This window comes from Streptomyces sp. NPDC090088, assembly GCF_044747345.1.
GTDB lineage: Bacteria > Actinomycetota > Actinomycetes > Streptomycetales > Streptomycetaceae > Streptomyces.
Map to the genome: position 1 here is coordinate 780,464 of NZ_JBIVDZ010000002.1, position 20,686 is coordinate 801,149.

The 20,686-nt window shown below is 71.8% G+C and carries 15 protein-coding genes; 9 read left to right on the forward strand and 6 right to left on the reverse strand.

Going from position 1 to position 20,686, the window contains the following annotated elements; all coding sequences use genetic code 11:
• Positions 1 to 54: 54 nt before the first annotated feature.
• From ACIPSJ_RS12285 to xseA, 3 genes are all read right to left on the reverse strand, one after another.
• Positions 55 to 645: a malonic semialdehyde reductase gene (locus ACIPSJ_RS12285; RefSeq protein ID WP_359222889.1), complete on the reverse strand. Its 591-nt coding sequence runs from the start codon at positions 643 to 645 to the stop codon at positions 55 to 57.
• 141 nt (positions 646 to 786) lie between these two features.
• Positions 787 to 1,029, reverse strand: a complete 243-nt coding sequence (locus tag ACIPSJ_RS12290) for an exodeoxyribonuclease VII small subunit (protein WP_401345383.1) — start codon at positions 1,027 to 1,029, stop codon at positions 787 to 789.
• Between the two features lie 31 nt (positions 1,030 to 1,060).
• On the reverse strand, positions 1,061 to 2,269 hold the full coding sequence (gene xseA / locus ACIPSJ_RS12295; RefSeq protein WP_401345385.1) for an exodeoxyribonuclease VII large subunit: 1,209 nt from the start codon (positions 2,267 to 2,269) through the stop codon (positions 1,061 to 1,063).
• A gap of 204 nt (positions 2,270 to 2,473) precedes the next feature.
• Here xseA and ACIPSJ_RS12300 point away from each other — a divergent pair, with 204 nt between their 5' ends.
• Positions 2,474 to 3,487, forward strand: coding sequence for a 4-hydroxy-3-methylbut-2-enyl diphosphate reductase (locus tag ACIPSJ_RS12300; protein ID WP_355718209.1), 1,014 nt, complete (start codon positions 2,474 to 2,476; stop codon positions 3,485 to 3,487).
• A 99-nt stretch (positions 3,488 to 3,586) separates the two neighbouring features.
• Entirely contained in the window at positions 3,587 to 4,336 is a 750-nt protein-coding gene (ppgK, locus tag ACIPSJ_RS12305; protein ID WP_359222883.1) for a polyphosphate--glucose phosphotransferase, read from the forward strand.
• A 31-nt stretch (positions 4,337 to 4,367) separates the two neighbouring features.
• Here the strand turns inward: ppgK and ACIPSJ_RS12310 are convergent, their stop codons facing one another.
• Entirely contained in the window at positions 4,368 to 4,907 is a 540-nt protein-coding gene (locus tag ACIPSJ_RS12310; protein WP_401345387.1) for a DUF6542 domain-containing protein, read from the reverse strand.
• Between the two features lie 198 nt (positions 4,908 to 5,105).
• Here ACIPSJ_RS12310 and ychF point away from each other — a divergent pair, with 198 nt between their 5' ends.
• Positions 5,106 to 6,194: a redox-regulated ATPase YchF gene (gene ychF / locus ACIPSJ_RS12315; protein ID WP_355718200.1), complete on the forward strand. Its 1,089-nt coding sequence runs from the start codon at positions 5,106 to 5,108 to the stop codon at positions 6,192 to 6,194.
• A gap of 94 nt (positions 6,195 to 6,288) precedes the next feature.
• On the opposite strand, the gene ACIPSJ_RS12320 is transcribed toward ychF, so the two are convergent.
• Positions 6,289 to 7,950 carry a hypothetical protein gene (locus tag ACIPSJ_RS12320; protein WP_401345390.1) on the reverse strand — a complete coding sequence of 554 codons (1,662 nt, stop codon included), beginning with the start codon at positions 7,948 to 7,950 and terminating at the stop codon, positions 6,289 to 6,291.
• Positions 7,951 to 8,140: 190 nt separating this feature from the next.
• Between ACIPSJ_RS12320 and ACIPSJ_RS12325 the strand changes: the two genes are divergently transcribed.
• On the forward strand, positions 8,141 to 10,348 hold the full coding sequence (locus ACIPSJ_RS12325) for a DEAD/DEAH box helicase (protein WP_401345392.1): 2,208 nt from the start codon (positions 8,141 to 8,143) through the stop codon (positions 10,346 to 10,348).
• Positions 10,349 to 10,400: 52 nt separating this feature from the next.
• Here the strand turns inward: ACIPSJ_RS12325 and ACIPSJ_RS12330 are convergent, their stop codons facing one another.
• Positions 10,401 to 11,402 (reverse strand): LacI family DNA-binding transcriptional regulator, encoded by a 1,002-nt coding sequence (locus ACIPSJ_RS12330; RefSeq protein ID WP_359222873.1) that lies wholly within the window; start codon positions 11,400 to 11,402, stop codon positions 10,401 to 10,403.
• Between the two features lie 249 nt (positions 11,403 to 11,651).
• Between ACIPSJ_RS12330 and ACIPSJ_RS12335 the strand changes: the two genes are divergently transcribed.
• The 5 genes from ACIPSJ_RS12335 (at position 11,652) to ACIPSJ_RS12355 (ending at position 20,686) form a co-directional block, all read left to right on the forward strand.
• Positions 11,652 to 12,986: an ABC transporter substrate-binding protein gene (locus ACIPSJ_RS12335; RefSeq protein WP_401345394.1), complete on the forward strand. Its 1,335-nt coding sequence runs from the start codon at positions 11,652 to 11,654 to the stop codon at positions 12,984 to 12,986.
• 7 nt (positions 12,987 to 12,993) lie between these two features.
• Positions 12,994 to 13,950, forward strand: a complete 957-nt coding sequence (locus ACIPSJ_RS12340) for a sugar ABC transporter permease (protein ID WP_359222869.1) — start codon at positions 12,994 to 12,996, stop codon at positions 13,948 to 13,950.
• Positions 13,951 to 13,997: 47 nt separating this feature from the next.
• The gene (locus ACIPSJ_RS12345; RefSeq protein ID WP_401346233.1) at positions 13,998 to 14,804 is read left to right on the forward strand and encodes a carbohydrate ABC transporter permease; all 807 of its coding nucleotides are present in this window, start codon (positions 13,998 to 14,000) and stop codon (positions 14,802 to 14,804) included.
• Between the two features lie 33 nt (positions 14,805 to 14,837).
• Positions 14,838 to 17,561: an alpha-mannosidase gene (locus ACIPSJ_RS12350; protein WP_401345397.1), complete on the forward strand. Its 2,724-nt coding sequence runs from the start codon at positions 14,838 to 14,840 to the stop codon at positions 17,559 to 17,561.
• Between the two features lie 146 nt (positions 17,562 to 17,707).
• Positions 17,708 to 20,686 (forward strand): glycoside hydrolase family 2 TIM barrel-domain containing protein, encoded by a 2,979-nt coding sequence (locus ACIPSJ_RS12355; RefSeq protein WP_401345399.1) that lies wholly within the window; start codon positions 17,708 to 17,710, stop codon positions 20,684 to 20,686.

The window sequence follows — 20,686 nt, forward strand, 5'->3', positions numbered from 1 at the left end:
CGAGAGGCCCCCGGCGCCGTTGCCGGGGGCCTCTCGCGTCAGGTGCGGCGCGACTCAGACGGTCGTGATCACGTCGTCGTACGACAGTCGCGGGGAGCGCGGGAACCAGGCGTCCGGGCCCGGCTTGCCGATGTTGACGACCATCAGCGGGGTGTGGTCGTCGTCCAGGAACTCCTTCTGGACGCCCGCGAGGTCGAGGCCGGTCATCGGGCCGGCGGCGAGACCGGCGGCGCGGACGCCGATGATGAAGTAGGCGGCCTGCAGGGTGGCGTTCAGGGCGGCGCTGCCCTCGCGCGCCGAGCGCTCGCCGAAGAAGAGGTCCTTGGCCTGCGGGAAGTGCGGGAAGAGCGCCGGCAGCTCCTCGTGGAACTCGTTGTCCGCGGAGAGGATCGCGACCAGCGGGGCGGTGGCGGTCTTCTTCTGGTTGCCCTCGGCCATGTGCTGCACCAGGCGCTCACGGGCCTCGGGGGAGCGGACCAGGGTGACGCGCAGCGGCGACTGGTTCATGGAGGTCGGGCCGAACTTGACCAGGTCGTAGATCGCCTGGACCTGCTCGTCGGTCACCGGCTCGTCGGTGAAGGTGTTCGCGGTGCGCGCCTCGCGGAACAGCAGGTCCTGGGCGGTGGGGTCAAGAACGAGAGACATTGCGGAACTTCCTCGGGGGGTGACGTCCGATCCGTACCGGACCGCGGTCCGGATAGGCTGACGGCATCACCGTACGCGAGGAAGGTTCAAGCTTCAACAAAAAGCGGGGCGTGGTGATCCGCTTCACATTCGCCCGCCCGTTCACTCTCCTTCTTCGGCCTCTTCCTCCTCCTCCGCCTCCTCCTCGGTCAGCGCCGCGTCCAGCCGGGCCCGCGCACCCTCCAGCCAGCGCCGGCACACCTTCGCCAGCTCCTCGCCCCGCTCCCACAGCGCGAGGGACTCCTCCAGGCTCGTCCCGCCGGCCTCCAGCCGCCGTACGGTCTCGATCAGCTCGTCCCGCGCCTGCTCGTAGGAGAGGCCGGCCTCTTCCGTCCTGCTGCTCATCAACACACCTTTCCCGTCTGCTCGCGCGGTGTCAGCCGTCGACCCGCACCGTGAACTCACCCTCGGCGACCCGCGCCCGCAGGGCCTCGCCCGGCCCCGCGTCCGCCGGGTCCCGCACCACCTGGCCGTCGTCCTTCTGCAGCACGGCGTACCCGCGCTTCAGCGTGGCCGCGGGGGAGAGGGCCACCACACGCGCGTGCGTGTGCGTCAGCTCGGAGTCGGCGCGGTCGAGCAGATGCCCGACGGCGCGCCGCGAACGGTCGACCAGCGAGGCGATGTGATCGGCCCGCTCGTCGACCATCCGGTGCGGGTCCTCCATGGCCGGACGCGCGAGCGCGTGCGCCAGCCCCCGCTCCTCCCGCGCCACCAGCCCGTCGACACACCGCCGGGCCCGGTCCCGCAGCATCCGCACCCGCTCCAGCTCCTCCCCGACGTCCGGGACGACCTTCTTGGCGGCGTCGGTGGGGGTGGAGGCCCGCAGGTCGGCGACGTAGTCGAGCAGCGGGTTGTCCGGCTCGTGCCCGATGGCGGACACCACGGGCGTACGGCACTCGGCGACCGTCCGCACCAGCTGCTCGTCCGAGAACGGCAGCAGATCCTCCACGCTGCCGCCCCCGCGCGCGACGATGATCACATCCACCTCCTCGATCGCGTCGAGCTCCTTCACGGCCTGCACGACCTGCGGCACCGCGTGCACGCCCTGCACCGGCACGTTCCGCACCTCGAACCGCACCGCCGGCCACCGGTGCCGGGCGTTCTCCAGCACGTCCCGCTCGGCGGCCGAGGCCCGCCCGCACACCAGCCCGATCAGCTGCGGCAGGAACGGCAACGGCTTCTTCCGCCCGGCCGCGAACAGCCCCTCCGCGGCCAGCGCCTTCTTGAGCATCTCCAGCCGCGCCAGCAGCTCCCCGACCCCCACAGGCCGTATCTCCACCGCCCGCAACGACAGCTGCCCGCGCGGCGCGTACCACTCCGGCTTCGCGTGTACGACGACCCGGGCGCCCTCCCCGACCACATCGGCCACGGTGTCGAACACCTGCCGGAAACAGGTGACGCCGATCGAGATGTCGTACGACGGATCCCGCAGGGTCAGGAACACCACCCCGGCCCCCGGCCGCCGTGACAGCTGGGTGATCTGACCCTCGACCCAGACGGCCCCGAGCCGGTCGATCCACCCGCCGATCAGCCGGGAGATCTCACCGACGGGGACAGGGGTCTCCGCGGACGTGTTCAAAGCCATGCGGCGAGCGTAACGGCGCCGACTGACACCGCCCGCTCTCCCACCCGGGCCGGCTGCCCGCGCCCAGGTCGGTCGCCCGGCAACCCCCGCCGCGCCACCGGCACCATCCCGCGGCCGTATGTCTCCCGCTCGTCCGCTCGTTCGTCAGTCTCCCCGGGATCGTCACCAGGACGCGATCTTCGGCCCCCCGAACGCGGCCTTACGATGGGTGCCATGACTGCTTCGCCTGGCCGCCGTGTCCTGCTCGCCGCCCCCCGTGGCTACTGCGCGGGTGTGGACCGCGCCGTGATCGCCGTCGAGAAGGCCCTGGAGCAGTACGGGGCCCCGATCTATGTCCGGCACGAGATCGTCCACAACAAGTACGTCGTGCAGACCCTGGAGAAGAAGGGCGCGATCTTCGTCGAGCGGACCGAGGAGGTCCCGCCGGGGAACATCGTGATGTTCTCCGCGCACGGCGTCGCCCCCGTCGTCCACGAGGAGGCCGAGCGCGGCCGCCTCGCCACCATCGACGCCACCTGCCCGCTGGTCACCAAGGTCCACAAGGAAGCCGTCCGCTTCGCCAACGAGGACTACGACATCCTCCTGATCGGGCACGAGGGCCACGAGGAGGTCATCGGCACCTCCGGCGAGGCCCCCGACCACATCCAGCTGGTCGACGGCCCCGCCGACGTCGCCAAGGTCGAGGTCCGCGACGAGTCCAAGGTCGTCTGGCTCTCCCAGACCACGTTGAGCGTGGACGAGACGATGGAGACGGTCGACGCCCTCAAGGAGAAGTTCCCGCAGCTCATCTCGCCGCCCAGCGACGACATCTGCTACGCCACGCAGAACCGTCAGCTCGCCGTGAAGCAGATGGGCGCCGAGGCCGAACTCGTCATCGTGGTCGGCTCCCGCAACTCCTCCAACTCCAAGCGGCTGGTCGAGGTCGCCAAGCTGGCCGGCTCCCGCGACGCGTACCTGGTGGACTTCGCCAGCGAGATCGACGAGGCCTGGCTGGCGGGCGTCACCACGGTCGGCGTCACCTCCGGTGCCTCCGTCCCGGAGGTCCTGGTCGAGGAGGTCCTGGAGTGGCTCGCCGAGCGCGGCTACGGGGACGTCGAGATCGTCAAGGCCGCCGAGGAGTCCATCACCTTCTCGCTGCCCAAGGAACTCCGCCGTGACCTGCGCGAAGAGGCGGCCACCCTGGTCGCCGAGCGCGGCGGCAGCGGCGCCGGGGCGTGAGGGCCGGTCGTACGACGGCGTGACCGCGGGTCGTACGACTGTGTGACCGCGGGCCCGTCCGGCGTCGTGACTGTCAGTCGTACGACGTAACGTGGAGCCATGCAGATCTTCGGTGTGGACATCGGTGGTTCCGGGATCAAGGGCGCTCCCGTGGACCTGGACAAGGGCGACCTGGCCCAGGAGCGGTGCAAGGTGCTCACCCCGCATCCGGCGACGCCCGACGGCGTCGCCGACGGGGTCAAGCAGGTCGTCGACCACTTCGGGTGGAGCGGCCCGGTCGGGCTCACCTTCCCGGGGGTGATCAGCGACGGCACGCACATCCGTACGGCGGCGAACGTCGACAAGAGCTGGATCGACACCGACGCGCGCACGCTGTTCAGCGAGCGGCTCGGCGGCCTCCCGGTGACCGTGGTCAACGACGCGGACGCGGCCGGCGTGGCCGAGGTGGAGTTCGGCGCCGGCCGGGGCCGCAAGGGTGTCGTCCTCCTCCTCACCTTCGGCACCGGCATCGGCAGCGCCCTCTTCGTCGACGGCGAGCTGGTCCCCAACACCGAACTGGGCCACCTGGAACTGGACGGCCACGACGCGGAGAAGAAGGCCTCCAGCAAGGCCAAGGAGGACGAGGAGCTGAGCTGGGAGCACTGGGCCCACCGGGTCAACAAGTACCTGGCCCACGTCGAGATGCTGTTCACCCCGAACCTGTTCATCATCGGCGGCGGGGTGAGCCGCAAGGCCGACAAGTTCCTGCCGTACATCAAGGGCATCAAGGCCGAGATCGTGCCGGCGCAGCTGCAGAACAACGCGGGGATCGTCGGCGCGGCGATGCGCGCGGCGCACCACGCCTCCTAGCGCGCCCGGCCCGTCCCTCCGGACCGCCGGCTCAGGCCCTGAGCCGGCGTCGGCGTCGGATCAGCCGGATCCGGCGGACGATGACGATCACCCCGGCGATCAGCGTTCCGCCGTAGAGCCAGCCGGCCTGTGTGGACAGGGCCGTCACCAGGCCCATCAGGCCGCCGAGGAAGCCCCCGCCGCCGTCGGAGACGGTGAGCAGGCCGGCGGCGAAGGCGATCGGGACGACGACGGGGGCGGTCAGCAGATCGCCCCCGCGCACCCACAGCGCGGTCAGCGCGCACACCGGCAGGAACAGCACGCCGTACACGGTCAGGGACGCGCCGAACAGCAGGTCGTCCAGGAAGCCGAGCAGGACCATCGCGGCCAGGCAGAACAGGCCGCAGCCGAGCCCGGTGAGCCGTGGGTTCGGCAGCCTCTTCGGAGCGTCCGCCGGCGCCGTGCGGGGCCTTCCCCCGGCGGGCCGGCGCTCGGCCGTCGCCGGCCGCCGTCTGGCCTGCGGTGGCAGCGGCGCCCGGGGGGCGCCACGGCGTGGGCCGTGCTGTCGGGGTCGGGTCCTGTGATGCTCCACCGGACCAACTTAGGTCGGTTAATGTGCCCAGTCGCGACCCGGACACGCCGAAACCAAGCCGAAGAGCAGAGCCTGTCCAGGTGTTCGACGCGACCGCCGGCCCGGGGCCCCGAACCCCGTAAACTGGTGGATCGGCCGGCCCGCCGGCACTGGCAGCCCCCCCGGCTCACTCACCCACTCACTACGGGAAGTCGCAACGTGTCGCTCACGATCGGAATCGTCGGCCTGCCCAACGTCGGCAAGTCGACCCTGTTCAACGCCCTGACCAAGAACGACGTGCTGGCGGCCAACTACCCGTTCGCCACGATCGAGCCCAACGTCGGTGTGGTCGGCGTCCCCGACGCCCGTCTGACCAAGCTGGCCGAGATCTTCGCCTCGCAGCGGATCCTCCCGGCCACGGTCGACTTCGTCGACATCGCGGGCATCGTCCGCGGCGCCTCCGAGGGTGAGGGCCTGGGCAACAAGTTCCTCGCGAACATCCGTGAGTCCGACGCGATCTGCCAGGTCATCCGTGCCTTCAAGGACGAGAACGTCGTGCACGTCGACGGCAAGGTCTCGCCGAAGGACGACATCGAGACGATCAACACCGAGCTGATCCTCGCCGACCTCCAGACCATCGAGAAGGTCCTGCCGCGCCTCCAGAAGGAGTCGCGGATCAAGAAGGACGTGGCGCCCAAGGTCAAGGCGGTCGAGGAGGCCAAGGAGATCCTGGAGAAGGGCGACACCCTGTTCTCCCAGGGCATCCTCCAGGGCTCGGAGCGCGCCGAGCTCCTCCACGACCTGCACCTGCTCACCACCAAGCCCTTCCTCTACGTCTTCAACGTCGACGAGGACGAGCTGACCGACGACACCTTCAAGGCCGAGCAGCGCGCCCTGGTCGCCCCCGCCGAGGCGATCTTCCTCAACGCCAAGCTGGAGCAGGACCTCGCCGAGCTCGACGAGGCGGACGCCCTCGAACTCCTGGAGTCCGTCGGCGCCGAGGAGCCCGGCCTCGCCACCCTCGCCCGCGTCGGCTTCGACACCCTCGGCCTGCAGACCTACCTCACGGCCGGCCCCAAGGAATCCCGCGCCTGGACCATCAAGAAGGGCGCCACCGCCCCCGAGGCCGCCGGCGTCATCCACACCGACTTCCAGAAGGGCTTCATCAAGGCCGAGGTCATCTCCTTCGCCGACCTCGTCGAAACCGGCTCCGTCACCGAGGCCCGCGCCAAGGGCAAGGCCCGCATGGAGGGCAAGGACTACGTCATGCAGGACGGCGACGTGGTGGAGTTCCGCTTCAACGTGTAGCCACCGCCTGCCTGAGCAGGCCGGAAGGGCCGGACGCAGCTGCGTCCGGCCCTTCCGGCCGGGCAAGCACCATCGTGACCGGCTGTGATGCGAATCAGCGGACGTCGACGTAGTCGGTGACCCGGTTGCTTCGGAGGTAGTGGTCGCCGGTCTCGCGGCTGACGGCGAGGGCCCAGGTGCCGTCCTGCTGGGCGGTCACGCTGCCGATGAGGTGGCCGTGTTTGTCGCTGCCCAGCTCGCAGACGTAGTGGTAGGTGCTGGAGCCGCGGGGCTTGAAGTAGAGGGTGGGGGCGCCGCCGGAGAGCGGCTTCCAGGTGGTGCCCTTCTTGTACTGGAGGGTGCCGCCGAAGGTGACCGGGTGGCCCTTGCGGACCGGGTCGGGGGAGACGTGGAAGCCGGTGACGCGGGTCGCGTAGCGGTAGAGGTGGACGGGCTTGCTGGTGCTGGTCGCCAGGTCGGGGTTGCCGTCGAAGCGGGCCCGCCAGTAGGCGTCGGTGTCCGGCGCGGTGAGGGTGCGGGCGAACGTCTCGTCCATCTGCGGCTTGTTGTGGCGGACCGTGAAGGGAACGGTCGCGGCGTTCTTCCAGCCGGTCCTGCCGTCCTGGGAGTACTGCAGGGTGACGGTGGGCCTGGCGGGCCACTTCGCGCGCGCGTCCTCGAAGAGGACGTAGCCGGAGGCCTTCAGCGTCCCGTCGTCGTTGAGGAAGGCGCTCATGCCGGTCTCGGTGGTGTAGGCGACATGCAGGCTGAACGGCTCGGTGGCGAGCTGCTGGAAGGGCAGGCCGTCGGCTCCGGCGAAGAGTTCGGCGTCCGGGGCCGGGCTCAGCGAGGAGACGTGCAGCGTGTAGGAGCCGTGGCTGTCGGTGGTGGTCTCGCCGGCCACGACCCCGTCGCCCAGCAGTGTGATCGCGGTGTGCGGCAGCGGCTGCCAGCCGGCGGTGGTCTGGATCTCCGCGCGGCCGGTGACGGTCCCGGTGGTGCCTTGCTTCAGGTCCAGGGCGTGGGTGCTGGCCGTGAACCGGACCGGTGCCTGCGTGGTGTGCAGGTTCTGCGGTGACGTCGGCACGTCGACGGCCCCCGGGTAGGCGCCGGAGGCCTGCGGCGCGGCGGAGAACCGGACGTACGGTGCGGTGGGCACGAAGGCGGTGGTGAAGCGGCCGTCGGCGCCGGCGGTCGCGGTCAGCCGGCCGTGACCGGTGTCGACGGCGACGGTCATGCCGTCGGTGGCGGCGGGGGCGTCCGGGTCCCGGGGGTCCTTGGCCACCACGGTGCCGCCGACGGTGACCTCCTGGTGGAGGTAGTCCGGCACGCTCGGGGTCGCGGTCAGATCGGGGATCGTGACGGTGGTCCGGTACTCCAGGGGGTACGGGGAGACGGCACCGGCGACGGTGGCCCCGGAGGCGTCCTGGAGGTCGACGGTCACCCGGTAGTCACCGAGGTCCGCCAGGTGGACCGGCGCCCGCCAGGTGCCGGACCGGGCGTCCTGCCCCAGGTACTGGGTGAAGTCCTCGGTCGATCCGGCCTCCGGCGCCCCGGCCGGCGCGTCCACCGCGGTGAAGTGGGCCGTGATGCGGGTGATCGGGCTGTCGGAGTGCGCCGTCACGAAGAGCATGCCCGGCTGGCTGTACCAGCCGTCGGCGACGGTCAGCACGGGGCCGCCGGCGGTGCCGTCCGCGTGGGCCGGGGCGAGCCCCGTGAACAGCGAGGCGGACAGCGCGGTCGCGGTGGCCGCCGTCAGGAAGATGCTGCGTCTCATGGTGCTCCCCCGGAGGATCGGTCGGCCGAGCACGGGAACGCGCGGACGGGCAATGCGCGGACGGGGAACGGCAGTTCCCTGTGGTGTTCCTGTGTCGGTCGTGTGATCGGGAACTGTAGCGGTGCGCGAGGTGGAGGCCGAGAGGCGGGTGCCCCGTACAACCGGTGGGGCCGGCGGGGGCGGTGGGAGGATGGGCGAACGGCGAGAGGCGGGGGGCGGGCGCGTGGGGCGGGACGAGCGGGACGTGGTCGCGAGGGGCGCGCGGCTGGCCGAGGCGGCCCGGAACGTGGTCGGCGACCACGGCAGGGCCGTCGAGGCGGTACGGGCGGTGCTGACACCGATTCACGACGCGGCGGTACGACGGGAACTCGACGCCATTCCGGTCGCGCGGCTGCAGGACGTCACCGGAGGCCGGCTGCGGCTGGGCGGCGTCGAACAGAGCGGGCTGCGCACGGTGGGCAGCGTGCTCGACGCCGGTCCCTACCGGCTGCGGCAGATCCCCGGTGTCGGACAGCGCACCGTCGACCAGGTGCTCGCCGCGGCCCGCAGGCTCTCCGAGGCCGCGCACGAGACCGTGGCCGTCCATATCGACGTGGACCATCCGGAGCCGGACACCACCGCGCTCGTCACGGCACTGCGCACGCTCGTGGAGGCCGGCCCGGACGCCCGGCGCGCCGTCGACCGGGCGGGTGCCCTGGCGCGGCGGCTGGACCCGCTGCTGGCCGACGCCCGGCCCGCCGCCGGACGGCTGCGGATGCTGCTGGCGGGCCGGGAGAAGAAGGCCCGCGCGCTGGCGGCGGTGACCGCGATCCGGGCGCTGGCGGACGAGGCGGAACGGGCCCGGCTGCCCGAGCTGTTCGCCCAGGCCTCGGTGGACCTGCTGCGCGGCCCAGCCTCCGGCCTCGCCGCCTGGGCCGACTTCGAACTGCGCTCCGCCGAGTACTACAGCCTGCTCGCGGAGATCTCCGGACGGGCGCCCGACGCGGCCGCCGCCGAGGGCTTCCTGCCGGACGAGGTCGCCGAACGGGTACGGACCCAGCACCTCGACGACACCCACCGGCGGGTCTCCCTGCGCGGCTACCAGGCGTTCGGCGCACGGTTCGCGCTCGCCCAGCGCAAGGTGATCCTCGGCGACGAGATGGGGCTCGGGAAGACCATCCAGGCCATCGCCGTCCTGGCCCACCTGGCCGCCGAGGGGCAGAGCCACTTCATGGTGGTGTGCCCGGCGAGCGTCCTGGTGAACTGGACCCGGGAGGTCGAGGCCCGCAGCGCCCTGCGCGTGCTGCTGCTCCACGGCCCCGACCGGCACGACGCCTTCGCCGACTGGAAGGGCCGCGGCGGGGTCGCCGTGACCACCTTCGACGCCCTGCGCGGATTCCCCGTACCGGGCGGCGGCGAGGTCGGCCTGTTCGTGGTCGACGAGGCGCACTCGGTGAAGAACCCGAAGGCCAAACGGTCCCAGGCGGTCGCCGAGTGGGCGGAGCGCTGCGCGCGCACCCTCTTCATGACCGGCACCCCGATGGAGAACCGGGTCGCCGAGTTCCGCAGCCTGGTCGGGATGCTCGACGGCGTGGTCGCGGACGCGCTGGGCGAGGGGGACGCGCTGGCCGGCTCGGTCGCCTTCCGCAGGGCGGTCGCCCCCGTCTACTTGCGGCGCAACCAGGACGACGTGCTCACCGAACTCCCCAGCCTCCAGCACACCGACGAGTGGGAGGAGCTGAGCACCTCGGACGAGGAGGCGTACCGGGAGGCCGTGCGCGCCGGCAACTTCATGGCGATGCGCCGGGCCGCCTATCTGCGTCCGGAGAAGTCCGCCAAGCTGGAGCGGCTCCGGGAGATCGTCCGGGAGGCCGGCGAGAACGGGCAGAAGACCGTGGTCTTCTCCTACTTCAAGGACGTCCTGGGCGTGGTCCGGGAGGAACTCGCCGACGGCACCGCGCTCTTCGGCCCGCTCACCGGCGCGGTCCCGGCCGCACGGCGGCAGCAGATCGTCGACGACTTCGCCGCCGCTCCCGGCCCCGCGGTGCTCCTGGCGCAGATCCAGGCGGCGGGCGTCGGCCTCAACATGCAGGCCGCCTCCGTCGTCGTCATCTGCGAGCCCCAGATCAAACCCACCATCGAGCACCAGGCGGTGGCCCGGGCCCATCGCATGGGCCAGGTCAGACCGGTCCGGGTGCACCGGCTGCTGGCCACCGGGGGAGTGGACGAGCGCCTGGTGCGGATGCTGGAGAAGAAGACCCGCCTCTTCGACGCCTACGCCCGCCGCAGCGCCGTCGCCGAGGCCACCCCGGACGCGGTCGACGTCTCGGACACCGACCTGGCCCGCCGGATCGTCGAGGAGGAACAGGCCCGCCTGGGCATGACGGACGGGAACCCCGTCGAGAGAGCGGAGGTGTGAGAGGTCGCACGACGGCAAGACGTACGACGGCAAGACCTACGACCGCACTCCCCTACGCCGACTCCCGCAACCGCAGCTGCGCCCCCACCGTCAGTTCGTCCGGGGGCAGCGGGCCGGTCCCGGTGAGCAGGCGCGCCGCCTGTTCGACGGCGAGCGCGCCGAGCCCGCGGGTGTCCAGGGCGACGGTGGTCAGCGGCGGCTCGACGAGGGCGCCCAGCCGCAGACCGTCGAAGCCGATCACGGCGAGGTCCCGGGGCACCTCGCGGCCCAGCCGGCGGGCGGCCCGCAGGGCCCCGATGGCGATGATGTCGTTGAAGATGAAGACCGCGGTGAGGTCCGGGTGCCGGGCGAGGAGTTCCTGCAGCGCCTGCTCCCCGCCCTCGACGCTCTGGTCCGCGCGGGCCACCGCCCCGGAGTCCAGTCCGCACGCGGACATCGCGCCGTCGAACCACTCGTGCCGCACGCTCGGCTCGGACCGCTCCGCGTGGTCCAGCATGCCGATGTTGCGGTGGCCCGCCCCGGTGAGGTGCCGTATCGCCGCGTGGACGCCCGCCTCGCCGTCGATCCGGATCGAGCTGAACCGTTCGGTGCGGTGCTTGCGGTCGATGAGGACGACGGGCAGTCCCCGGGTCAGCCGGGCGATCTCGTCCTCGGGCAGGCTGAGGTAGCCCACCACGGCGTCCACCTGGGAGGCGATCACCTCCAGGGTGCCCCGCTCCTCCTCGACGCGGTCGCCGGTGTCGTACACGACCACGTGCCAGCCGCGGCCCCGGGCCGCCTCCAGCGCGGCGGCGGCGACCTCGGTGAAGAACGGGTTGAGCAGATCGGGGATCACCAGTCCGACGCTGAACGTGTCCTGCCGGACCAGCCCCCGGGCGAACCGGCTCGGCCGGTACCCCAGTTCGAGGGCCGCGTCGAGGACGCGCTGCTTGGTGGAGACGCCGATCTCGCCCTTGTCGTTGAGCGCCCGTGACACGGTCTGCCGGGACACCCCGGCGGCCTCTGCCACATCGTCGATCGTCACCCTGCGGGGTCCGGTCCCCGACGACGCCATCACTCACCTCCGCGTAATTGCCGACGCGCCCGCGTCGCAGGGACACCGAGTATGCCCCCCGCCCGCCGTCCTGAGCCTTGACACTCGGCCGGACCGGAGCCCACACTCCCAATCACTTCCCGTTACCGCTCCCGTGAGCGCTCACGGTACCGCTCTCGGCCCCTTGTTCCAACCAGAAGGCATCCGCCTCCAGGTGTCAACGTCGACCCGCCTGACAACGTTTGCCAGGCGATCTCTGGAACGGAAGATATGAGCAGCACAGTCACGAGAACCCGCCTCGCCGTCGCCGCCGCCACGGCCGGCATCGTCGTACTCGCCGGATGCTCCTCGTCCGATTCGTCGGACAAGGCGTCGGCCGCCTCCTGCGCGCCCGGCAAGGGCAAGGTCACCCTCCAGTACTGGAACACCGTCAACGGCATGGACAAGGTCGTCGACCTCTGGAACCGGAAGCACCCCGACATCCAGGTCGAGACGAAGAACATCTCCAACGACCAGTACGGCGCCATCGGCAACGCGCTGAAGGCCGGCAAGGCGCCGGACCTCGCCCAGGTCGGCTACGACGAGCTGCCCACCCTGCGCTCCCAGGACGCCTTCGTGGACGCCTCGGCCTGCAAGGCGGCCACTGCCGCCGAGTCGAAGTTCGTCCCGTGGACCTGGTCGCAGTCCAGCTTCGGCGGCACCGGGGTGTTCGCCCTTCCGCAGGACACCGGTCCGATGGCCATGTACGTGCGCACGGACCTCTTCAAGAAGTACGGCGTCGCGATCCCGACGACCTGGGACGAGTACGAGAGCGCCGCCCAGAAGCTGCACAAGGCGGACCCGAAGCTCACGATCACCTTCTTCGACCCGAACAACGCCGAGTGGTTCAACGGGCTCCTGTGGCAGAACAACGCGAACATGTACGGCTACTCCGGTGACCAGTGGCACGTCACCGTGGAGTCGGACAAGAGCAGGGAAGTCGCCGGCTACTGGCAGAAGCTGATCGACGACAAGCTCGTGCGCACCGACCTCGCCAACGGGTCGACACAGATGTTCGCCGCCTACCAGGACAACCAGATCGCCACCCAGATCGGGGCCGCCTGGGGCTACAGCGGACTCCGCGACAACCTGCCCAAGCAGGCCGGCAAGTGGTCGATCGTCCCGATGCCGACCTGGGGCGCCGACGGCACGTCCGGCGACTGGGGCGGCTCGACCGTCGCGTTCATGAAGGGCGCCAAGCACCTGTACGAGTCGGTCGAGTTCAACACCTGGCTCAACACCGACCCCGAGGCCCTCGCGATGGAGAACCAGCTGGGCGGCCTGTACCCGGCGGCGAACGACGGGCTGAAGCTCCCGGCGCTGTCCAAGGGCGTGCCGTACTACAACAACGAGAAGATCTTCGACGTCTTCGCCGCGTCCTCCAAGAAGATCGACACCGACTTCGCCTGGGGGCCCACCCAGAAGACGGTGAACCTGGCGCTCCAGGACGCGATGGCCAAGGCGGCGGCCGGTGACGGCACGCTCACCGACGCCCTCGCGACCGCCCAGGCCGCCGCGCTGAAGTCGATGAAGGACCAGGCGATCCCGGCGACGGCGGGCAAGTGACCGCTCGATGACCGACATCGCCACCCGTCCCACCGACGTGGTGCCCGCACCGCCCCGGGGCCGCCGCCGTCCGCGCCTGGACGCCGGCGGCCCCCGGGCCGGCACCGTCGTCGCGTTCCTGACGCCCTTCTTCCTGCCGTTCGTGCTGTTCTACCTGGTGCCCGTCGGCTACGCGCTCTGGCAGAGCTTCCGCGTGGTGCGCCGCTCCGGCGGCCAGTACGGCACCTCGTACACGACGTTCGGCGGCTTCGCGCAGTACACGCAGGTGTTCCAGAACGACGAGTTCTGGTCCAGCATCGGCCGCATCGGCCTGTTCGGCATCGTGCAGGTGCCCGTCATGCTGTTCGCCGCGCTGGTCATGGCGCTGCTCCTGGACACCCCCCTGCTGAGGCTCAAGGGCTTCTTCCGGATCACCGCGTTCATGCCGTACGCGGTGCCCGGCGTCATCGCCGCGATCATGTGGTCGTATCTGTACTCGCCGCAGCTCAGCCCGGTCGTCGACCTGCTGAACGGCATCGGTCTGCACCCCGACTTCCTGGGCCCGGGCGCCGTGCTGTGGTCGGCGGCGAACGTCTCCACCTGGCTGTGGACCGGCTACAACATGCTGATCATGTTCTCGGCGCTGCAGTCCATCCCGCAGGAGCTCTACGAGGCCGCGCGGATCGACGGAGCCGGCAACTGGACCATCGCCTGGCGCATCAAGGTCCCGATCATCGCCCCGTCCATCGTCATGACCACCGTGTTCTCGATCATCGGGACGCTCCAGCTGTACTCCGAGCCGGCGGTGCTGCGGCAGATCTCCTCGAACATCTCCAGCACGTTCACCCCGAACATGCTGGCGTACACCGTGGCCGTCGGGAACAACTACCAGCAGGCCGCCGCCATCTCGGTGGTCATCGCGGTCATCACCTTCGTCCTGAGCTTCGGCTTCATGCGACTGACCTCGAAGAGGGCGGGCCTGTGAGCAACCGACCCCGCGTCCGGGAGAACGGCATGAGCCGGACGGCCGTCATGGCCCTGATGTTCGTGCTGGCGCTCTACTTCCTGCTGCCGCTGTACTTCCTGATCGTCGCCGCCACCAAGCCGCAGGGCGACCTCGCCGCCACCAACGGCCTGGTGTTCTCGCACTTCCAGCTCTTCGACAACCTGCGCACCCTGTTCACCTTCGACGACGGCATCTTCGTGCGGTGGATCCTCAACACCGTCGTCTACGCGGTGCTGGGCGCGGCCGTGGGCACCCTGATCTCGGCGCTGTGCGGCTACGCGCTCGCCAAGTTCCGCTTCCGCGGCCGGGAGTTCCTGTTCTCGGTCGTCCTCGGCGGGGTGCTGGTCCCCTCCACCGCGCTGGCGCTGCCGCTGTTCCTGCTGTTCTCGCAGGTCGGACTCGTCAACACCTATCTCGCGGTGTTCCTGCCCAGCATCGTCAGCCCGTTCGGTGTCTATCTCGCGCGGATCTTCGCGAACGCCGCCGTGCCGCAGGAACTCATCGAGTCCGCGCGGCTCGACGGCGCCGGCGAGTTCCGCACGTTCTTCTCGGTGTCGTTCAAGCTGATGTCGCCGGCGCTGGTGACCATCTTCCTGTTCCAGTTCGTCGGCATCTGGAACAACTTCTTCCTCCCGATGGTGATGCTCCAGAAGGAGTCGCTGTTCCCGATCACCCTCGGCCTGTTCACCTGGAACGGGCAGACCGCCCGCTCCCCGCTGCTCCAGGAGTCCGTGATCACCGGCTCACTGGTGTCGATCGTGCCCGTGATCGTCGTCTTCGTGCTCCTGCAGCGGTTCTGGCGCACCGGCCTCGCCGCCGGCTCCCTCAAGTGACCCCCCCCACGCGCGCGGAAGGTGCTCCCCACCATGACCGACCCGGCAGTCTTCGTGCCCCACTTCCACTGGGACCGGGAGTGGTACGAGCCGTTCCAGGTGTTCCGGCACCGGCTCGTCAGTGCCCTGGACACCGTGCTGGAGACGGCCGAGTCGGACCCGGACTTCCGGTTCACCGTCGACGGGCAGATGGCCGCGGTCGAGGACTACCTGGAGATGCGGCCGGAGCATCGTGAGCGGGTCGCCGCACTCGTCCGGGAGGGGCGGCTCGCGATCGGCCCCTGGCTGATCCTGCTCGACGAGTTCCTGTGCACCGGCGAGACCATCGTCCGCAACCTGCGGATGGGGTGGGCGGCCGCGGAGCGGCTCGGCGGCGCCATGCCGATCGGCTATCTGCCGGACATGTTCGGCCACATCGCGCAGATGCCGCAGATCCTGGCCCGGGCCGGCATCGAGCACGCGGCGCTGTGGCGCGGGGTGCCCGGCTCGGTCGACGGCCACGCCTTCCGCTGGCGCGCCCCCGACGGCTCCGAGGTCCGCACCGAGTTCCTCTTCGACGGTTACGACAACGGCCTCGACGTGCTGCTGGCGCCGGACCGGATCCGGCAGGCGCTCGCCGAGTACGCCGCGATGACCGCCGGGCGGTGGGGCAACGACCCGCTCCTCGCCATGTCCGGCACCGACCACAACGCGCCCGACCCGCGGCTCGCGCAGTGGCTGCGGCAGGCGTCCACCGAGGAGCGGCCGATCACCGTCGCCACGCTCGACGAGTACCTCCGCAAGCACGTCCGGGACGAGGCGACCGCCGTCGTCACCGGTGAACTCCGCAGCCATGTCCGGGGCAACATCCTGCCCGGTGTGCTGTCCGTGCGGCTCGGGCTCAAGCAGCGGATGGCCGTGGCGGAGCGGACCGTGGACCACGCCGAGCGGATGAACGCCCTGTGGTCGCAGCGCGACGAGTCCGCCTTCCTCGACCTCGCCTGGCACAAGATCATCGAGTCGACCGCGCACGACTCGGTGGTCGGCTCCGGCACCGACGAGACCTGCGACCAGGTCGCCGCCCGCCTCGCCGAGGCCGCGCAGACCGCCCGCGCCGTCCGGGACGCGGCCCTCGCCGAGCCCGCCGCCCGGGTGCCGGGCGACGGCTACCTGGTCGCCAACCCGCTGCCCTCCACTCGTACCGCACTGGTCGAGGTGGACGTGGTGGCCGCCCCGGAGGGGAGCGCGCTCGTCGCGAGGACCGCCGACGGCTCGGCGCATCCCGTGCAACCGGTCGCGCAGGCCCCGACCGTCCTCAGCGACGAGCGGCTCGACGCCTCGCAGCTGGAACGCGTGCTCCGCCGGATCCACCGCCGTGAGCTGTTCGGCCTGCTGATCGATAGCTACGAACTCACCCCGAACGCGCTGGTCTTCCATCTCGCCGAGGTGCCGGACGGCCCCTTCGACCTGATGACCCTGCGCGGCGAGGTGGCCGCGGCCGCCGCCGCCCACCCGGGGGAGTGGCGGGTGCGGACCCTGGCCCAGCCCCGGGCCACCGCGCTGGTGGCGCTGCCGGTCCCCGCCGCCGGTCTCGCCGCCTTCCGGGTCGGGCCGGGCGAGGGACCCGCCGCCCCCGCCCCGCGGCCGGTGACGGCGACCGCGGACACCCTCGCCAACGGCCTGGTCGGGGTCGCCGTCGCCGCCGACGGCACCCTGGACGTGACCGGCGCCGACGGCACCGTCCTGACCGGGGTCGGCCGGCTCGTCGACGGCGGCGACCGCGGCGACAGCTACAACTACGCACCCCCGGCCCACGACGTCCTGGTGTCCGAGCCGGCCCGGGTCGCCGTCGAACTCCTCGAAGCCGGCCCGCTGCGCGCCAGGCTGCTGGTCACCCGGGTCTACGACTGGCCGGAGGCGCTCTTCGCCGAGGACCGCGACCGGCGCGCCGCCCGTACCGTGCCCACCCCCGTGGAGACGCTGGTGGAAGTGCGCACGGGCGAGCCCTTCGTCCGGGTCTCCACCGCGTTCCTCAACCGCTCCGCCGACCACCGGCTGCGTCTGCACGTGCCGCTGCCCCGGCCGGTGACCACCTCCGCGTCGGCCGGGCAGTTCGCCGTCACCGAGCGCGGACTCACCGCCGAGGGCGGCTGGGGCGAGTACCCGCTCCCGACCTTCCCCGCGAGCACCTTCGTCTCGGCCGGCCCGGCCACCGTGCTGCTCGACCACTCCGCCGAGTACGAACTCGTCGACGACGGCCGCGAACTCGCCGTCACCCTGCTGCGCGCCATCGGCTCGATCAGCGTCAACATCCACCCCCTGCGCGACGAACCCGCGGCGAGCGAGATCCCCGCCCCGGGCGCCCAGGACCTCGGCATACGCATCGAGAACCGGTTCGCCGTGCTGCCCCGGGCATCCGGCTGGCAGGGCGCCGACGCGGTCGCGCTCGCCGAGGAGTTCCGCGGCGACGTCCTGGTCACCCGCGGCACCGCGCCGTCCGGCGGCCGGCTGCCCCCGGACACGGCCGGGCTGCGGGTCGACGGCCGGGACGTCCAGGTGTCGAGCATCCGCCGGGTCACCGACGTCCCGCACGGGCCCGGCATCGAAATCCGGCTGGCCGCGCTGAGCGACACCGCGCGGGCCGTCCGGGTGACCGGCGCCTTCACCGCGGCCACCACGGTCGACCTGCTCGGCCGGCCGCTCGCCGCCGAGCCGGTCCGCGACGGACTCGACCTCCTCCTCGGCCCCTGGGAGATCCGCACCGTCGTACTCCGCTGAGCGCTCCGCCGATTGGGCCGCGATCCGCCGTCTGCGGCGCCGTCGTGGCTGGTCGCGCAGTTCCTCCCCCAGCCTTCGGCCGGGGGTACCCCCAGCGCCCCTTCGGGGGCGCTGCCACCCCCCGTCTCCAAGAAAGTTGTGACGTCTTGACCTCCGACTCCACCGCGTACGTATCGGACCCCGCCCCCTGGCACGGCGCCCTGCGCCCGGCCCGTTCGTGGCTGCACTCCGACGCCCCCTCCCGCTCGCTGAACGGGCTCTGGCGCTTCCGGCTGTCGCCCACGGCGGCGGTGGCGGAGGACTTTCCGTCCGAGGACTTCGACGACCACGGCTGGGACAGCATCCCGGTGCCCGCCCACTGGGTGCTGGAGGGCGACGGCGCCTACGGCCGGCCCGCCTACACGAACATCCAGTTCCCGTTCCCGATCGACCCGCCGCACGTCCCCGACGAGAACCCCACCGGCGACTACCGCCGCCACTTCGACGTCCCCGACGGCTGGGCGGACGCCGAACGGGTCGTGCTGCGCTTCGACGGGGTCGAGTCGCTGTTCAAGGTGTGGGTGAACGGCGTCGAGATCGGCAGCGCCGGCGGCAGCAGGCTGGCCCACGAGTTCGACGTGACCTCCGCCGTCCGCCCCGGTGACAACGTCGTCGCCGTACGCGTCCACCAGTGGTCGGCGGCCAGCTACCTGGAGGACCAGGACCAGTGGTGGCTGCCCGGCATCTTCCGGGACGTCACCCTGCTGGCCCGCCCGGCCGGCGGCATCGAGGACGTCTGGCTGCGGACGGCCTACGACGACGGACGCGGCCGGATCGAGGCCGAGGTCACCGCCGACGCGACCGCGTTCCCCGTCACCCTGCGCATCCCCGAACTGGGCGTCGAGCAGGTGTGGGCGACGGCGGCCGACGTGGCGCCCGTCGACCTCGCGCGCGTCGAGCCGTGGTCGGCCGAACTGCCCCGCCTGTACGACGTCACCGTGTCCTCGGCCGCCGAGACCGTCACCCTGCGGGCCGGCTTCCGCACGGTCGAGATCCGGGGCGACCGGTTCCTCGTCAACGGCCGCAAGGTCGTCTTCCACGGGATGAACCGGCACGAGGCCCACCCCGAGCGCGGCCGGGTCTTCGACGAGGCGCACGCCCGCGCGGACCTGGCCCGGATGAAGCGGTTCAACGTGAACGCCATCCGCACCAGCCACTACCCGCCGCACCCCCGGCTGCTCGACCTCGCCGACGAACTCGGCTTCTGGGTCGTCCTGGAGTGCGACCTGGAGACCCACGGCTTCGACAAGGTCGGCTGGACCGGCAACCCGACCGACGACCCGGCCTGGCGCGCGGCCTGCCTGGACCGCGTCGAGCGCACCGTCGAACGGGACAAGAACCACCCCAGCGTCGTGATCTGGTCGCTCGGCAACGAGGCCGGGACCGGCGCCAACCTCGCCGCCATGTCCGCCTGGGTGCACGCCCGCGACCCCGAGCGTCCCGTGCACTACGAGGGCGACTACACCGGCGACTACACCGACGTCTACTCCCGCATGTACTCCACCGTGCCCGAGACCGAGCAGATCGGCATCGACGGCTCCACCTTCCCGCTGCTGGGCTGCACCCCCGCCCAGGGCGCCCGGCAGCGCACCAAGCCGTTCCTGCTCTGCGAGTACGCCCACGCGATGGGCAACGGCCCCGGCGCCCTCGACCAGTACGAGGAACTCGTCCACCGCCACCCCCGGCTGCACGGCGGCTTCGTCTGGGAGTGGCGCGACCACGGCATCTCGGCCACCGCCCCGGACGGGACGCCGTACTACGCCTACGGCGGTGACTTCGGGGAGGTCGTGCACGACGGCAACTTCGTGATGGACGGCATGGTGCTCAGCGACGACGTGCCGACGCCCGGCCTGCACGAGTTCAAGGCGGTCGTCCAGCCGATCCGGTTCGCCTTCGACGGCGGCAAACTCGCCCTCACCAACCTGCGGCACTCGGCCGACACCTCCGACCTGCGCTTCCGCTGGCGCGTCGAGCACGACGGAACGCCCGTGGACGCGGGGGAGTGGGAGGTCCCGGCCGTGGCGGCGGGCGGGTCGGCGCGGGTGGCGCTGCCGCCGGTCGCCGTGGCGGCCGACACCGAGACCTGGCTGACGGTCGAGGCCGTCCTGGCGACGGAGACGGCCTGGGCCCCCGCCGGGCACGAGATCGCCACCGCCCAGCTGGACTGCTCGACACCCCGTCCCGTCCCCGCCGTACGGCCGCGGACCGGCTGGCGGCCCGCCGAGGGCACGCTGACGCTCGGCATCGCCGAGTTCACCGGCGGCTCCCTCACCCGCCTCGCCGGGCGCCCCGTGACCGGCCCGCGGCTGGAACTGTTCCGGGCGCCCACCGACAACGACGAGGGCACGGCCGACCGGCTGGAGGGCAGCGACGCCAGCCTCGCCGACGTGTCCAGCGCCGAGCTGTGGCGGCGCGACGGCCTCGACCGGCTGACCGCGCGGCGCGTCACCGTGGAGCAGGCCGCGGACGCCCTGCGCACCGTCGACCGGGTCGCGGCCGCGGACTCCGCCCTGTCGGTCATGGTGGAGTCGGTCTGGACGCTGGACGACGGCGAGCTGGAACTGCGCGTGGAGATCCAGCCCGCGAGCGGCTGGCGGACGGTGTGGCCGCGGATCGGGGTGCGCTTCGAACTGCCCGACGCCACGGCCCCCGTGGACGGCGCGGAGTGGTTCGGCCTCGGCCCGCTGGAGTCCTACCCCGACAGCCTGCGCGCGGCCCGCACCGGCCGCTTCTCGGCCGGCGTGCGGGACCTCTCCGTCGACTACGCGCGCCCCCAGGAGACCGGCCACCGCTCCCAGGTGCGCCGGCTCACGCTGACCAGCGACGGCACCGCGGCCCTGCGCGTCGAGGCCCTCCCCGACACCCGCGGCCGGCGCCCCGGCTTCACCCTCGCCCGGCACACCCCGCAGCAGATCGACCGCGCCGCCCACCCCTTCGAACTCCCGGAGTCCACCACCAGCCACCTGATCGTCGACGCGGCCCAGCACGGCCTCGGCTCCCGCGCCTGCGGACCGGACGTCTGGCCCGAGTTCGCCCTGCGTCCCGAGGCCCGGACCCTCAGGCTCCGCTTCACCGGCGGCGCCTGA